Genomic DNA, 14,723 nt, shown 5'->3' on the forward strand with positions numbered 1-14,723 from the left:
AGGCAAGGCAGCTTGAGGGATTTTCCCTCTGCTGCCGCCTGCCTGCAAAAAAAACACAACAGAAGGAGGGGAAGATATGCTTTGCAACGAAACGATCCGTCATGGCCTGCTGAGGTCGACCACCATGCTGGCCGGGATCGGCTTGATGGGTGCGGTGGGCACGGCGCATGCTCAAGCTGCGCAAGAGCAGGACGCAGGCATCGGCGACATCATCGTGACGGCCCAGAAGCGGAGCCAGAACCTGAACGACGTGGGGATGTCGATTGCCGCTATCGGCTCCGAGCAGATCAATACGCGCGGGATCGCGCGGCCAGAGGACCTGACGAAGATCGTTCCGTCGCTCACAGTCACAAGCGATTACCGCGACACACCTGTCTACACCTTGCGCGGCGTCGGCTTCTTCGAACAGACCCTTGCCGCTGCGCCGACGGTCAGCATGTATGTCGACCAGGTTCCGCTCGTATTTCCGATCCTGGCGCGAGGGGCAGCGCTCGACCTTGAGCGCCTCGAAGTCTTGAAGGGCCCGCAGGGGACGACCTTTGGCCAGAATTCAACAGGCGGACTCATCAACTACATTGCCGCCAAGCCTACTGCGGACTTCTCGGCCGGCCTGGACTGGGGCTATGCCCGCTTTGGCCAGTTCGACGCGAACGCCTTCGTCAGCGGCCCGATCGCAACCGACGTCTCCATTCGCGTGGCGGGTGCGACTACCCAAGGCGGTGCCTGGCAGAAAAGCGCCACGCGGGATGACACCTTGGGTGACCAGAACTTCACCCGAGGCAGGGTGATCCTCGATGCGCAGCCCTCGTCCGACCTGAAGCTCTCGCTCATGGTAAACGGATGGATCGACAAGGGCGACACGTTTGCGGGGCGCGCGCTCGAAGAACTCACCACGACAGGCAACACGATAAGTCCGGAAGTCGGCGTGTCGATCGCCGCGCAGCGGCTTCATCCACGCGACCCTCGCATCGCTGACTGGACGCCCGGTGCGGCTTTGCGTCACGACGACTGGTTCATCCAGGGCTCGCTGCGCGCCGACTATGACCTGCTTTCGAACGTGCAATTGACATCGATCACGGCATATAGCGACTTCAGCCGGGATTCCGAGGTCGACGGCGATGGCACCTCTGCGGCCGATTTTGTCCAGAAGACGTCCGGCAGGATCAGGGATTTCTATCAGGAACTGCGCGGCTCGGGCGAGTTCCTCGACAAGCGCATGCACCTTAATGCCGGCGTGAGTTACCAGCGCAGCAAGATCGCCGACATCTATATGCAGCAACAGAATCCTGCCGGCGGCGGGTTGCAAGTGTCGCCATTCGGCGCATTCCTGCTCGACGATCCGAAGGGGTTCACCCGGATCTCAACGCTCGCCGCGTTTGCAAGCGGGGACTATCAGTTCAGCGATCGCCTCCAGGTCGAAGCCGGCGTCCGGTACACATCGTCTCGCACGCATTACCGGGGATGCACTGCTGACGGCGGCGATGGTGGTTTGGCGAACATCGTGGGCAGCATCCAGGAGCAAGTGCTCGGGAGGGCGCGCACGACCGCCCCGGGCGAATGCATCACTCTCAATGACGCTCCCGACGCAGTACCGGCAGACCAGTTCGCCTCCGGTTTCTACGAGGATGACCTAGACCAGGACAATGTGTCCTGGCGCGCGAACTTGAACTGGAAGCCGTTCGCCGATGACAAGCTGCTCTATGCGAACGTGAGCCGCGGATACAAGGCGGGAAGCTTCGTAATGACCGGCGCGAACCTAAGTAGCCAGCTGGCGCCGGTTCGGCAGGAGCGGCTGACTGCCTACGAGCTCGGCTTCAAGCTCCCGATTGCCGGGCGCTCGGTCCAGATCAACGGTGCAGCGTTCTACTATGACTACAAGGGCAAGCAGATCCGCGGCCGGTTCGTGAACATCTTCGGCGTTCTGGAGCGCTTGTCGAACATTCCCCGCTCGGACATCCTTGGTGCAGAGGGCCAAGTCCTGCTGCGTCCGTTCGAAGGTCTCAGCGCATCGGCAAACGCCACTTACGTCCGCTCACGGGTTCGCAGCAATCCTGATGGCTCGGACTACACGACCTTCCCCAGCCGTGCGCATGACCCGGCCGCCGCAGTACCGGTAACGGGAATGAGCTTCCCCTTCACCCCAAAGTTCTCCGCCTCTGCCGACATCGGCTATGACTGGGCTGTGTCCGATGGACTGAAGGCCTCGATCGGTGCCAGCTTGACCTACCAGGGACGCAGCCGAGCCACGCTCACGCAAGCTGACCCGGGAAGGCCGGCCGATACTTCGCTCGGTGCACGCGACACGTATAACGACCCGACGTTCTCGTTGCCTGCCTACACACTTCTCGATCTGCGGGCTAGCCTTGCCAGCCCGGATGGGAAGTACACCGTAAGCATCTTCGGGCGAAACGTGACAAACAAGTTCTACGCGACATCGACGACGCTCGTCCTTGATACCATCGTCCAGTACACGGGCATGCCCGCAACTTACGGAATAAAGTTGTCGGTGCGTTACTGATCAGGACCGTTGCCCTTCAATCGAGTAGGCTTTTGAATGAGAGTGTCAGGAAAGATCGCAATCGTTACCGGCGCATTTGGTGGAATCGGCAGCGCCTGTACGCAGTTACTCGCCGCAGAAGGGGCAACGGTCTACGCTGCCGACCGGGCGCTGCCAGCGGATCCGCTACCTGACACTGTCATTCCGGTTCAGCTCGACGTCTCGTCGGAACAGGAATGGGGTTCTCTGGCCGCCCGTGTTGCTGCGGATTTCGGGCGGCTCGACATTCTCGTTAACAATGCGGGTATTGGAGTGTTCGAAGACATCGCCAGTACCGATCTTGATAACTGGAACGAGGTCATAGCCGTCAACCAGACAGGCGTGATGCTGGGCATGCGCGAATTCCTTCCGCTTCTCGTCAAGGCTCAAGGCAGCATCGTGAACGTATCCTCGATGCTGGGCATCGTCGCGCAGCCCGGCCTGGCGGCCTACCACGCGACAAAGGCAGCGGTGCTGGGCCTCACCCGCAATGCGGCGGTGACTTATGCACACCAAGGCGTGCGTGCGAACGCCATCCATCCAGGCATAATCGACGTCCCGCGCATGAGAGCGCGGGACCAAGAGCAATTGCAAACGATCGTCGATGCGACTCCGCTTGGTCGTCGCGGCCGTCCAGAGGATGTCGCCATGGGGGTACTTTATCTTGCGAGCGACGAATCTCGATTTGTCACCGGAGCCTCCCTGGTGATCGATGGAGGCTATACGGCGCGCTGAATTTGCCCCGTATGAACGTTTCGGACCTGGTCCGCAATAAAAGGAGGATAGGGGCGACTGTCGCAAGCCAGTCGCCCCTATCCTCAACGCGCTTCCGGTCCCGCAATGGTTATGCCCCCATCAACGCGCAGGATCTGTCCCGTGACGAAGCCGGCTTGGGGGGAGGCGAGGAACAGCGCGGCTGCGGCTATGTCCTCGGGTAGGCCGACACGCCGCAAGGGCGTCCGCCGCTTTCGCGCGTCCCAGTCCTCCCGGGACAAGGTTCGCTGGGCCAACGGCGTGGATGTCGGTCCGGGGCATATCGCGTTTACCCGAATACCTTGGGGACCAAGTTCCACTGCTGCTTGTCGTGTGAAAGCTGCAACGCCGCCCTTTATAGCGCTGTAGACTGCCGCATTGGCCAGCCCGACATCGGCCACGGGGGAGGTAAAATTTATAACGCATCCGCCCGATGACGCCAGCAGCGGCTGCAGGACTGCGGTCGTCATCAAGACCGACCGAAGGCCAACGGCGCATGCCCGATCGAATTCGTCCCAATCAATTTGCCCCAGCGGTGCATAAGCGAGAAGTACCGCACAATTGACAAGGACATCGACGCGAGCAAGTGCGAGCAGGGCCGAACGTAAAGCCGCCTCGTCCTCCAAATCGATCACGAGCGGCGTGAAGGATGTCTTGTACGACTCCTTTAGCGCTTCCAGCGCACGTCTATCGCGATCGAGCCCGACGACATGGAAGCCTTCGCCCGCAAACCCCTCGACAAGCGCAGTGCCCAGGCCGCCTGCGGCGCCGGTGATGACGACGAGACGGCGTGTATCGACGGGTGAGGTCATGCAATTACTCCCCGCCGGCGCGAGGCGGCAAACGCTGCGAGCCCGCGCGCCCTACCTCGGTCATGGCTGTTCGACGATGGGACCGGCTCCGTTGCCATCATCGCAGTTCCTGCCCTTGCAAATCGCCCTCGAGAAACTTGTTCGGCTTGAGAAAGAAGGACAGCACAAGCGCGCCACCGGGTGAATGGGCCAAATGCTGGTTGCCCTTGGGCCGCCAGACATAATTCCCGGCGACAGCCTCCCCTTCATCGTCAACGATCGAGCCTTCCAGAACCCAGGTCTGCTCGACTTCCACATGCTCGTGTCGCGCGAGCACGGCGCCAGGTCTCCAGCGAAAAAGTGCCGTCAGGAGCCCGGTTTCGCGATCTTCCATCAGCGTTTTTATTTCGATCCCCGGCGATGGCGTGGGTTTCCAGGGGAGGCCTTCCACATCGACATATCGCGATTCAAGGGGGCCAAGAGTGTCTTCCATCGCGAGATGCGGGGTCCTTATCATCGTACTCTCCTTGTATTTTAAACCGGCCGTCGGCTCTTCGCGGCACGCGCGACAGCGGCGAGATCGACCCGAGTCTTGCTGTAGTCAAAGGGCTACACAATCGCTATTAACTGGCCCGTAGACTGTCAACTACGTTTGCCGGCCACGATATTGTTCAAACCGACGCGACAGACGCGTTGACAGCCACCGGGATCGACGCCTAAGAAAGTGTAGTCCAACGACTACACCAATGCGCGGGAACGCGGTATCGCCGCCCGCCATGAAACGGGTCTTGGGTCTACGATAATCCCTAGGAGATGAAACTTGGCAGCAGCACTTCCCTTGTTCCCGGGCTCTGCACGCATTCCCGACGGCGCAAGACCGACGAAGGTTCCCCAGCAGCACATGCCGCTATTGTCCCTGGCCGAACGGGATCGCCGTTGGGATCGCCTGCGCAAGAAGATGAGAGCGGCCAAAGTGGACTGCTTACTGTTCACGAGCAATGACATGTTCTACGACATGGCCAGCGCGAACACCCGCTACATCTTTCATGTAGGCGCCAAGATGGCCCTCTACGGGTTATTCATGATCGATCGCGATCCGGTGATGTGGAATTCGCCGCCCCACATGAACCGGCCCTACAACTTCCATCTTTCCGTTCAGGACTGGGTCGACGACATCCGTCCTTTCCAGGGATTCGCGCCAATCGCCGAGACCTTGCGTGAACTGGGGTTGGATCGCGGCCGCATCGGCCTCGTCGCCTTCGGCTCGACGCTCGCGCCGAATACGATGCTGCAGGCGGAAGGAGACGCGCTTCGCGCTCTCCTTCCGAACGCCGTCTTCCAGGACATGACCTGGGTGCTGGAGGAGATGCGGCTGGTAAAAAGCGAGGAGGAAATCGGCCACTTGCGCAAGGCTGGCAAGGTGGCTCGCCAAGTCATCGACGCTGTCATGGCGACAGCGCGCCCCGGCGTGCTGGAGGCTGAGGTCTTCGCGGAGATGGTTCGCACGCAGATTGCCAATGGTTGCGAGCCGAACGTCTTCAACCTCTTCAATTCAGGGCCTGTCGAGCATCCCTCCGACGAACTGTGGCACCTCCTGCACGGCGTCGAGCAGCCGCAGATACCTTCCATGCGACCGCTTTCCGAAGGGGACCTGATCCTCACCGAATACCACACGAAGTATGGCGGTTACTCATGCCATACCGAGTACAGCATCTACCTGGGCAAGACACCACCGTCCAAGCTCCTGGATCTCTACAAGGTCTCCGTCGAGTGCCTCGATGTAAGCAAGGAGGTATTCAAGGTCGGCAATACCCTTGGGGAGGTATGGCGGGCGATCCGCAAGCCTGCGGAAAAGGCAGGGTATGACTGGGTCGAGCTTGGCTTCCATGCCATGGGCCTGGCGTCACCCGAATTCCCTTCCGTCGTCTACAAGGAAGGATACGGCCTCCCTGCAGCGAACGGACACCAGCTCGAAGACTTCGTTCTCGAGGAAGGGATGTGCTTCGGCAACAACATTGACCTCTACGATCCTGACTGGAAACCCGATGTCGGCACGATGCTGGCGGATTTCATGGTCGTGCGCCCTGGCAGCGCCGAGGTTCTGGTCAACGTGCCACGTGAGCTCGGCGTCGTGGCATGATCGTGGTCCACCATCTCGCCCGGTCGCAATCGGAACGGATAGCATGGCTCTGCGAAGAGCTGAGCCTGCCCTATACCATTGCGCGGTATGAACGACTGGAGCGCAACGGGCGAGCCCCGGAAGCTTTCAAGGCGCTCCATCCGCTAGGCATTGCGCCACTCGTGGAAAGCGATGGCCGCATGCTCGCGGAATCGGGTGCGATCGTGGATCATATCCTTGCCCGGCATGGCGACGGCAGGTTGCAGGTGGCACCGGAAAGTCGTGACTTCGATGCGTTCCTGTTCTGGAAGCACTTTGCCAATGCAACCTTCCTTCCAGCAATCATTACCAATCTGATTACAGCCATGGCAGGGGCTACCGACGAGCGGGTCCTCGAGATCGTGCGGATGCGCCTGTCGCCCATCTACCCGTTCATCGAGGACCGGCTCTCCCAGGCACCCTTCTTCGCCGGGGAGCGCTTCACCGCCGCAGATATCATGATGGTTTTCCCGCTCACGACCCAGCGGCATTTTCATCCACGAGACCATTCCGGCTTCCCCGCTATCAGCCGATATCTCTCGCAGATCGGACAGCGTCCTGCCTACCAGGCCGCGATGGCCAGGGCCGAGCCGGGGTTCGCCCCGCTCCTGGACTGATTCCACTGTGGGAAGGCAAGCACCGATACCGAGCGCTCGGCTACCTTCATGGTAGTGTCAAGGCAATCGAATGTGTAGTGCATCGGCTACGCCGAACCAAGCGCGGTCGGACCATGACCGCGATGCCGTATTGAATTGCGGCATCGCGCGCATGCCGACGCTGGTCGGATCGGCACATGAACAACGCCAGAAGGGGACACTCGACAATGCCGGCAGCGAAGAAAGACCAGCCAGCGGCAAAGGCAAATGCAAAGCCCAAGGCCAGCAAGAAAGCGGATGCGGGTGGTGTTCCACCCAGGGGCCGCGAGGAAACGCGCGAGGCGCTGCTCAAGGCGGCCAGCGAGCTGTTTGGGGGAAAGGGCCCCGACGCGGTATCGGTGCGCGACGTCGCTTCGGCGGCGGGGGTAAACCAGGGTCTGGTGCATCGTCATTTCGGTTCGAAGGAGCAGTTGATCCGGGACCTGCTGGGGCGCAACGCCGCACAGTTCAGGGAAGCGGCTGCCAATACCGACGATCTTCCCACCGCAGTGACGCAGATGTTCGGTGTCATGGAGGAGAACCCGGCTTTCATACGGATCATCGCCTATCTCCTGCTGGAGGGCTACGATCCCGCCGACTATATGACGCAGACCGGCGGATTGTCCCGCCTTACGGAACTTGCAGCCGGACAGAACGGCGAAAGCCCACCTATCAAGGCGGCGATCCTGGCATCCCGGATCATGGGATGGCTGCTGTTCGAACCCTACCTGCTTTATTCCTCGAGCTACGAAGGTGACCCTAAGGAAGCACGGTCCGAAGCCCTGCGCGCCGTCATCGCCGACATCGCCGCCTGGGATGCCCGCGCTCCAACCAGTGCTGCGCCTCCCACGATAGCCAAGTCGCGCGGCAAGGCAAAAAACAGGAGAGACGAATGAATCTCGAAGGCAAGAAGACCGCGATCATCGGCGGCGCGTCCGGTATCGGGCGTGAGATAGCCTTGCGATTGGCACGGGCAGGAGGTTCAGTACTGATCGGCGATGTCGACATCAACGCGGCGCAGGTTACCGCCGGCGAATTGCGGGGTCTCGGCTTCGATGCAACAGCCGAAACATGCGATCTTGGTGACGACAGGTCTGTCGCGCACTTCGCAGATCGCGCGTTCGCCACCTTGGGGACCGTGGATCTCCTCTTCAACCATGCCGGCGCATCGGTCGGCGGAATGCTGGAGGACGTGACGCCGGCCGACTGGAACTGGATGTTGAATATCAACCTGACGGGGCTGGGGCGTTCCATCTCAGCGTTCTTGCCGCGCATGGCTGCGCAAGGCGGTGGATGGATCATAAACACGTCCTCGGGCGCCGGCCTGTTCCATGACGTTCCCCTCGCCGCTCCCTATCTGGCTTCCAAGGCAGCAATCATCGCGCTGAGCCGATCTCTCGCGACTTACGCCCTGAACCGCGGGATCGGGGTGTCAGTGTTTTGCCCCGACATGACGGATACAGGCTTTCTGAAGCCGGGACGCCTGCGCGGAATCCCAGCCGAGCTGATGGCTGCTTCAATGCCTTCACACCGGTTACAAACGGCACAAGAAGCCGCAGATGTGCTGATCGACGGCCTCAAGGCCGGGAAGTTCCTGATCTCGGCATTTCCCGGAACGAAGGCAAAGCTCCAGAACATGGCCGCCGCCGAGATGCTTCCCGCCAGTGATGCGTGGGACGAACACGGCGGTCCCGTGCCGATCGTGCAGAAAGCCACGATCCATCTTCCCGAGGCAAATCTGGGAAAGGCCGTGGACGTGCTGCGAGAGGCCGTACCCGCATTTCGCAAGCATGTTGGTTGCCGCGCCTACGAGTATGCAATCAGCCCCGAAGCGCCGGGAACCATCTCTTTGTTTGAAGTCTGGAACAGCCAGGCCGAGCTGGATGCCCACGCCGCAACACCCGAAACCATCGCAGCGATCGGCCAGATTGCTGCGCTCGGCATGACCAGTTTCGCCGCGCAGACGTTCTGACCGGCGGCCAGGGCGAACAACCATTTCCAGATGAACGTACCGCGCCGTCAGGCGTGAATGAGGAGACGTGCCCATGCAAATCGACCTGAGTGGGAAGACCGCCGTCATCACCGGATCAACCGAGGGCATCGGCCTTGCGGTCGCAGCCAAGATGATCGAAGCCGGCGCAAAGGTGGTCATCAATGGTCGCCGAAAAGACAAGGTCGACGCCGCGCTCGACAAGCTCGGCTCCAGCGCGCGAGGCGTCGCGGCCGATCTCGGAGATGCCGGCGGATGCGCGTCGCTACTCGCCTCGGCAAAGGAATGTGATATTCTCGTCAGCAACCTTGCGATCTTCGAGGCGAGCGACTTCTTCGAGGCCACGGACGCCTGTTGGGAACGCCATTGGCAGTTGAACGTGATGGCAGGCGTGCGTCTGGCACGAGCTTACCTGCCCGCAATGGCGGCCAAGGGTTGGGGTCGGGCAATCTTCCTCTCGTCCGAGGCAGGCTACGGCATTCCGCCCGAGATGATTCATTACGCAGTAAGCAAGATCGCCGACGTCGCGTTGGCACGCGGCCTGGCCAAGCGGATGGCCGGGACGGGGGTGACCGTGAACTCGGTGATAGCCGGCCCCACGCTGTCAGAAGGTTTCATCGAAATGTACCGGCAAGAGATCGAGGAGAGCGGCCAGTCCGTCGAGGACGCGACGGCAGAGTTGGTCCGCACGTTTCGCCCCACCTCGATCTTGCGTAGAGCCGCGACTGTCGATGAAGTGGCCAACATGGTGGTCTACGCAGCTTCGCCCCAGGCTTCGGCGACGACCGGGGCAGCCCTGCGTGTCGACGGCGGCATCGTCGACACCCTCATATGAACGGCGATGGCGCCCCCTCGCTTCCGGCAAAGACGGCAAGACGATGCGTGACGGGCCTGAATGCCAAGGCGTCGTTTGGAAAATCTTCGCATGCGTGCTGCACCGCGTCGATCTTGGTCGCGACGATCCCTTCTCCTCGCCCGCTTTGTTACTCTTACCAAAGGTAACGCCATGCGTCCTTTCCCCATAGTCGGCATAGTGGGCGGCGGCGTGATAGGCTTGGCCCTGGCACGCCTTCTCCATGCCCGAGGTATCGCCTGTGAAGTCCTCGAGGAGGACAGCGATGCGCCGGACCGATGGCGGGACGTCTCGCTCGATATCGATGAGCAAGGCGGCATGAACGCACTTCGGCTGGCCGGGGTCGAACTTGCTTTGCTCGAAGCCGCCGGGCGCGCGGATGACATGACGACGGTCTACGATGCACAAGGGAATTGCCTCCTGCGCGACATCGGTTCCGGTGCTTCGCGCTCGAGGATCCAGCGCACGCAGCTTCGCTCGATCCTGCGCTCGTCCCTTCCTGTCGGGACCATCCACTGGTCCTTCAAGGCCGCCGGCTTCGAGCGGCAGGAACACGGCGGGTGGGATATCGTGTCCTCCGACGGTCGGCGGCGAACTTTCGATCTCATCGTCGGGGCCGACGGAGTGTGGTCGCGCGTGCGCACACTCCTGACAGATGCCCAGCCGGTCTACGAAGGCATCACCGTCGCAGAATTGCGTATCGAAAACGTTCGTACGTTCACAGATCCCAGCGAAACAGTGGGCATGGGCACGATGTTCGCGTTCGGTGCAGGCAAGGGCCTGATTGCGCAGCGCCAAGCCTCAGACCGCGTGCGCCTCCTAGCGATCCTCGAAGATCCGCCTGGAGGTCCCGCGGATATCTGGAAAGAGCGGCCTGCGGCAAAGGACAAAGCCCAGCTAATCTCGCATTACCGCGACTGGTCGAGCAATCTGGTGGCCCTTCTGGAGGCCAGCGCAGAAGAGTTCACGCTGCGACCCATCCTAAGACTACCCGGCGGCTCGCCGTGGCAGGGTTTGTCCCGGGTTACCCTGATCGGCGACGCGGCGCACGTGATGCCCCATTTTGCGAGCGAGGGCCTCAACCTGGGCTTGGCGGATGCTGTCGACCTTGCGCACGCGATGATCATCGATGAGGCCCTCGATACCAGGATTGCCGGTTTCGAGGCGCGGATGTTGGCGCGGTCACGAATGGCCACACGAAGATGTGCCGCCGAGACGCGACTGGCCATCGCTTCGAACGGCGCCCGTGAACTTGTCGCTCGAATGGCCAGAAACGCCGATCGATAACTTCGAGTGAACACGCGGCAAGTGCGCCCTTCACCACAAGAGCGCCGTCCGCACTCACCATCGCCAATCCCAACAAGGAGGATACGACCGCATGAAGGTGACAAGCGAAACTATTGAGTATCAGGCGAATGATATCGCGATGCGCGGCACCCTTCTGCGCCCCGGCCAACAGGCAGGTCCGCTTCCGGCCGTACTTGTCTTCCCCGAAATCATCGGGCCGAGCGCGCATGTGCACGAGCGCGCCTGGCAGCTTGCACAGGCCGGATACGCTGCGTTCGTCTGTGACCTTCACGGCGGCGCGCAGGTATATTCCACTTTAGAAAGCGCTCTGGCGCAATTGAACGACCTGCATCACGATACCAGCGCTATCCGTGCCCGCGCCGGCGGTGCCTGGGAGGCTCTGGCCGCCCGGCCCGATATCGACGCCGAACGGATGGCAGCGCTCGGCTTCTGCTTTGGAGGCAAGCTTGCTCTGGAACTCGCCCGCAGCGGAGCCGGCATACAGGCTACGATTGCGCTGCACGCATCGCTCGATACTACGCGGCCACAAGACGCGCGCCATATCAGGGGCCGCGTCCTTGCCTGCATAGGCAGTGAAGATCCCATCATACCCTTCAAGCAGCGCGCCGAGTTCGAGGAAGAGATGCGCGCAGGCGGCGTGGCCTGGGAGTTGCAGATCCTCGGCGGCGCAGTCCACAGCTTCACCAATCCAGAGGCCGATGCCATAGGGAAGCCCGACAGGATACGCTACGAACCGCAAGCAGACCGGCGGTCTTGGACCAGCGCCATGGCGCTTCTCTCGGACGTGCTGAGATAGGCAGCGAGACGTCGCTGCGTGCACGCACGCGGTGGCGGGTCGCCTCGTGGACTCACGGTTCCCAGCATGATGAGTCTCCACCCAACAGCTTTGAATGCGCCGACATGAGCCATGCCTCCCCCGAAGATAACCTTGCGGTGTATTGACCTGCCCCGCGTGGGGGAGGCCGGATGACTTCAGCCGGGGCGAAGGGATGTTGGCAAGTACGTTGTGTGGTCAATTCATGAGGCGCGGCTGGCATGCTGGCCCTTGACCAAGGTCCCTACGACTTCGCGTCCGCCGTCAACTTGACTGGCGAACTCCTTCGAGCTTTCCGAGAGTGTCGTACCAGGGACGATATCTTCAACCAGATGGAAGCGCTGGCTCTCGAGATCGGCTGCAAGTTCTTCGCCCTCATTCACCACGACGACCTGCGCATGCCGACTGCTCCTCGCGTTGATATCAAACGCTATCCCGAGGCGATTTCTTCGCGACTGATCGGGCAGTGCCATTATCGGCGGGACCCGGTCATCCGCAGCTGCTTATTCGCGGATGGCGCATTTCTTTGGTCCGATATCTCTCGGTACATCACCATCTCGCGCCATGATCGCCGATGCTTTGAAGAGGGGCGGCGCGAAGGGCTGAACGAAGGTATAACGGCTCCAAGCCTCATGCTTGGCCATTGTGCAGGATCCTGCACGTTTGCAGGCATGCGCGAGCCTGACCGGGCGAACCGTTACCTTGGGATGGTCCAGATGCTGGGCATCTTTGCGTTTCAAGCAGCGAGGCGCGTCATCGGATATGCGCCCGAACCGGCTTCTCCCACGCGCCTCCATCCTCGCCCGCGCGACTGCATCGTCCTGGCCGGTCGCGGACTGTCCAACAAGGAAATCGCCCGCGCGTTGTCCCTCACTCCGCGCACCGTCGATGGGTACTTGACCGAAGCCCGCCGGCTTTTTGGTGTACATGATCGGACGGAACTCGTCGTAAGCGCGGTGCTTGCAGGCGAAATCGGCCTGGAGGAGTTGAGGCGGACCCCGGACAGGTAGGATGAAACCCCGGAGCAGATTCCACGGAAATCGCGAAAACTCAGCGCATATGCACGCCGCCGTTCACGTCCAAGGTCGTTCCCGTGATCCAAGCCGCTTGCGTCGAGCACAAAAAGCTTACGGCAGCCGCGATTTCATCGGGCGTCCCGATACGTCCAAGGGGCACTCGGCGTTCGATGGAATCGATCGCATCTTCACTGGTTGCCTCGAAAAAAGCCGGAGTGCTTATCGGACCGGGCGATACGCAATTCACGGTTATCCCGGCAGTCGCGAGTTCTGCTGCCGCCTGCCTCGTCATTCCCATGACCGCGGCCTTGGATGCCACATAGGCGACACCGGTCGGCGCGCCGCCGATCTGCGCCGAAACAGACCCTAAGGTTACTATCCGGGCGTGTTCGAGCGACACGGCGATACGCAGCTGCGCAAATTTTCGAACGCAGTAGAAGGCGCCGGAAATGTTCAAGGCGAGCGTGTCATTCCATTCCGACGTCGACATCTCGGCAACAGTTGGCGGCTTCGCCGGATCGACCAGAGGTCCCCCGGCGACGACAACGAGGATGCCTGCCGGTTCCCTGCGCTCGATTTCATCAAACACCTCGTTCACCCGGTGTTCCATCGTTACATCCAGCCCGTGAAACTCATGCCCCTCACCGGCAAGCTGCTTGCATGTCTTTTCTGCGCCCTCGCCATCCCGATCGATTACGATGACACGTAATCCCTCAGAGGCAAATCGCGAACAGACCGCCCGGCCTATACCGCCGGCTGCACCGACAACAATCGCAGTACGCCTCTTCTCCATCTCAACTCCTTTAAAATAGACACACCCTGCATCGCGCGGCACAGCCGAGTGCACATCGCACCAAGCGTTCCGGCACTGCCTCGCTTTTCCATGTTCCACTCGGCGGCGCATCGCTGTTTGCCGAAGAGCCCCACAGCCTTGACGAGGTGTAGTCACTTGACTACATTTGGCTTCGAAGACGGTCAACCGTTTCGTTCGGAAGCGGGCATCTTAATCGGGCTGGAACGGAGAGAAGCGTGGACCTTGAAGACAAAGTCGTGGTTGCAACCGCCGCAGGAAACGGGATCGGGCGCGAGGTGATGCTCGAGTTCGGCCGACGCGGAGCTCGCTTGGTAGTCTCCGATTTCGACGCTGCAGCGGCAGAGCGCGTGGCCGCCGAATTGACCCGAGCCGGCACGCAGGCTTTCGCTGTCCGCTGTGACGTAACATCGGACAGCGACGTCAACGCCCTCGCGGAGCAAGCCTTCGAGCGCTTCGGCCAAGTGGACGTGCTGATGAACCATGCAGGGGTTCCCGCGGCGGGCCCCATCCATTCAGTCCCCTTGAGTGACTGGAAGTGGGTATTCGACGTCAACGTCCTGGGGATCGTGCGCGCCCTGAAGGCATTTCTTCCGGCGATGTCAAAGCAAGGAAGCGGGCTCATAATCAACACCGCCTCCAGCCTCGGTCTTTTTCCCGAGCAACCGTTTGCGCTTCCCTACACGACGACAAAGGCCGGAGTAATAGGGTTGACCGAAGCTCTGGCTCTTTATTGCAGGCCTATGGGGATCCGCGCCATGGCCCTCGTTCCGGACATCACGCGAACGAGCTTCCACACAAGCGGCCGCATGACGGCTCTGGACGACGACCAGTTGAAGGGGCTGCTTCCGCTCGATCAGGAGCAGTTGCCAACCGACGTCTGCCAGGCATTGTTCGAGGCAATAGACGGCAACGCCTTTATCGCGAGCAACGTCCCGAACTGGAAAAAGCTTTTGCGCGACAAGGCAGAAGATGAGCTCATGCCCAAATTTCGCGCTTATCCCGGCGTGGCGAACGCGGTCGAGGAATTCGCGCGCTCAGCTTGATCGACAAGTATC

At 61.2% G+C, this 14,723-nt stretch carries 14 protein-coding genes; 11 read left to right on the forward strand and 3 right to left on the reverse strand.

Features of this window, described 5'->3' with window-relative positions:
• The first annotated feature begins 76 nt into the window (after positions 1-76).
• Together LO787_RS05455 and LO787_RS05460 are read left to right on the forward strand one after the other, a co-directional pair.
• Positions 77-2,518 carry a TonB-dependent receptor gene (locus LO787_RS05455; protein WP_232494836.1) on the forward strand — a complete coding sequence of 814 codons (2,442 nt, stop codon included), beginning with the start codon at positions 77-79 and terminating at the stop codon, positions 2,516-2,518.
• A 36-nt stretch (positions 2,519-2,554) separates the two neighbouring features.
• Positions 2,555-3,271 (forward strand): SDR family NAD(P)-dependent oxidoreductase, encoded by a 717-nt coding sequence (locus LO787_RS05460; protein ID WP_232494837.1) that lies wholly within the window; start codon positions 2,555-2,557, stop codon positions 3,269-3,271.
• Positions 3,272-3,354: 83 nt separating this feature from the next.
• Here the strand turns inward: LO787_RS05460 and LO787_RS05465 are convergent, their stop codons facing one another.
• Positions 3,355-4,101: an SDR family NAD(P)-dependent oxidoreductase gene (locus LO787_RS05465; RefSeq protein ID WP_232494838.1), complete on the reverse strand. Its 747-nt coding sequence runs from the start codon at positions 4,099-4,101 to the stop codon at positions 3,355-3,357.
• A gap of 97 nt (positions 4,102-4,198) precedes the next feature.
• On the reverse strand, positions 4,199-4,597 hold the full coding sequence (locus tag LO787_RS05470) for a cupin domain-containing protein (protein WP_232494839.1): 399 nt from the start codon (positions 4,595-4,597) through the stop codon (positions 4,199-4,201).
• Between the two features lie 303 nt (positions 4,598-4,900).
• On the opposite strand from LO787_RS05470, the gene LO787_RS05475 reads away from it, so the two are divergent.
• From LO787_RS05475 to LO787_RS05510, 8 genes are all read left to right on the forward strand, one after another.
• The gene (locus tag LO787_RS05475; RefSeq protein WP_232494840.1) at positions 4,901-6,220 is read left to right on the forward strand and encodes a M24 family metallopeptidase; all 1,320 of its coding nucleotides are present in this window, start codon (positions 4,901-4,903) and stop codon (positions 6,218-6,220) included.
• Positions 6,217-6,855: a glutathione S-transferase family protein gene (locus LO787_RS05480; protein ID WP_232494841.1), complete on the forward strand. Its 639-nt coding sequence runs from the start codon at positions 6,217-6,219 to the stop codon at positions 6,853-6,855. The genes LO787_RS05475 and LO787_RS05480 overlap by 4 nt, the downstream gene beginning before the upstream one ends.
• 206 nt (positions 6,856-7,061) lie before the next feature.
• Positions 7,062-7,769, forward strand: a complete 708-nt coding sequence (locus LO787_RS05485) for a TetR/AcrR family transcriptional regulator (protein ID WP_232494842.1) — start codon at positions 7,062-7,064, stop codon at positions 7,767-7,769.
• Positions 7,766-8,845, forward strand: coding sequence for an SDR family NAD(P)-dependent oxidoreductase (locus tag LO787_RS05490; protein WP_232494843.1), 1,080 nt, complete (start codon positions 7,766-7,768; stop codon positions 8,843-8,845). The genes LO787_RS05485 and LO787_RS05490 overlap by 4 nt, the downstream gene beginning before the upstream one ends.
• A 73-nt stretch (positions 8,846-8,918) precedes the next feature.
• Entirely contained in the window at positions 8,919-9,698 is a 780-nt protein-coding gene (locus LO787_RS05495) for an SDR family NAD(P)-dependent oxidoreductase (RefSeq protein WP_232494844.1), read from the forward strand.
• 219 nt (positions 9,699-9,917) lie between these two features.
• Positions 9,918-11,003, forward strand: a complete 1,086-nt coding sequence (locus LO787_RS05500) for an FAD-dependent oxidoreductase (protein ID WP_232494845.1) — start codon at positions 9,918-9,920, stop codon at positions 11,001-11,003.
• A gap of 91 nt (positions 11,004-11,094) precedes the next feature.
• Positions 11,095-11,820 carry a dienelactone hydrolase family protein gene (locus LO787_RS05505; protein WP_232494846.1) on the forward strand — a complete coding sequence of 242 codons (726 nt, stop codon included), beginning with the start codon at positions 11,095-11,097 and terminating at the stop codon, positions 11,818-11,820.
• A 239-nt stretch (positions 11,821-12,059) separates the two neighbouring features.
• A complete protein-coding gene (locus LO787_RS05510; RefSeq protein WP_232494847.1) occupies positions 12,060-12,848 on the forward strand; it encodes a LuxR family transcriptional regulator in 789 nt (262 codons plus the stop codon).
• A gap of 40 nt (positions 12,849-12,888) precedes the next feature.
• On the opposite strand, the gene LO787_RS05515 is transcribed toward LO787_RS05510, so the two are convergent.
• Positions 12,889-13,647, reverse strand: a complete 759-nt coding sequence (locus LO787_RS05515; protein ID WP_232494848.1) for an SDR family NAD(P)-dependent oxidoreductase — start codon at positions 13,645-13,647, stop codon at positions 12,889-12,891.
• 236 nt (positions 13,648-13,883) lie between these two features.
• Between LO787_RS05515 and LO787_RS05520 the strand changes: the two genes are divergently transcribed.
• On the forward strand, positions 13,884-14,711 hold the full coding sequence (locus LO787_RS05520; protein WP_232494849.1) for an SDR family NAD(P)-dependent oxidoreductase: 828 nt from the start codon (positions 13,884-13,886) through the stop codon (positions 14,709-14,711).
• Positions 14,712-14,723 lie beyond the last annotated feature (12 nt).

This window comes from Novosphingobium kaempferiae (assembly GCF_021227995.1).
GTDB classification, from domain to species: Bacteria; Pseudomonadota; Alphaproteobacteria; order Sphingomonadales; family Sphingomonadaceae; genus Novosphingobium; species Novosphingobium kaempferiae.

What these genes read in the sequence shown, in the direction of transcription:
- LO787_RS05455 (WP_232494836.1), top strand. Translation starts at nt 77, where the DNA reads ATGCTTTGCAACGAAACGATCCGTCATGGCCTGCTGAGGTCGACCACC.
- LO787_RS05510 (WP_232494847.1), top strand. Translation starts at nt 12,060, where the DNA reads ATGCTGGCCCTTGACCAAGGTCCCTACGACTTCGCGTCCGCCGTCAAC.
- LO787_RS05505 (WP_232494846.1), top strand. Translation starts at nt 11,095, where the DNA reads ATGAAGGTGACAAGCGAAACTATTGAGTATCAGGCGAATGATATCGCG.
- LO787_RS05470 (WP_232494839.1), bottom strand. Translation starts at nt 4,597, where the DNA reads ATGATAAGGACCCCGCATCTCGCGATGGAAGACACTCTTGGCCCCCTT.
- LO787_RS05480 (WP_232494841.1), top strand. Translation starts at nt 6,217, where the DNA reads ATGATCGTGGTCCACCATCTCGCCCGGTCGCAATCGGAACGGATAGCA.
- LO787_RS05495 (WP_232494844.1), top strand. Translation starts at nt 8,919, where the DNA reads ATGCAAATCGACCTGAGTGGGAAGACCGCCGTCATCACCGGATCAACC.
- LO787_RS05515 (WP_232494848.1), bottom strand. Translation starts at nt 13,647, where the DNA reads ATGGAGAAGAGGCGTACTGCGATTGTTGTCGGTGCAGCCGGCGGTATA.
- LO787_RS05485 (WP_232494842.1), top strand. Translation starts at nt 7,062, where the DNA reads ATGCCGGCAGCGAAGAAAGACCAGCCAGCGGCAAAGGCAAATGCAAAG.
- LO787_RS05460 (WP_232494837.1), top strand. Translation starts at nt 2,555, where the DNA reads ATGAGAGTGTCAGGAAAGATCGCAATCGTTACCGGCGCATTTGGTGGA.
- LO787_RS05490 (WP_232494843.1), top strand. Translation starts at nt 7,766, where the DNA reads ATGAATCTCGAAGGCAAGAAGACCGCGATCATCGGCGGCGCGTCCGGT.
- LO787_RS05465 (WP_232494838.1), bottom strand. Translation starts at nt 4,101, where the DNA reads ATGACCTCACCCGTCGATACACGCCGTCTCGTCGTCATCACCGGCGCC.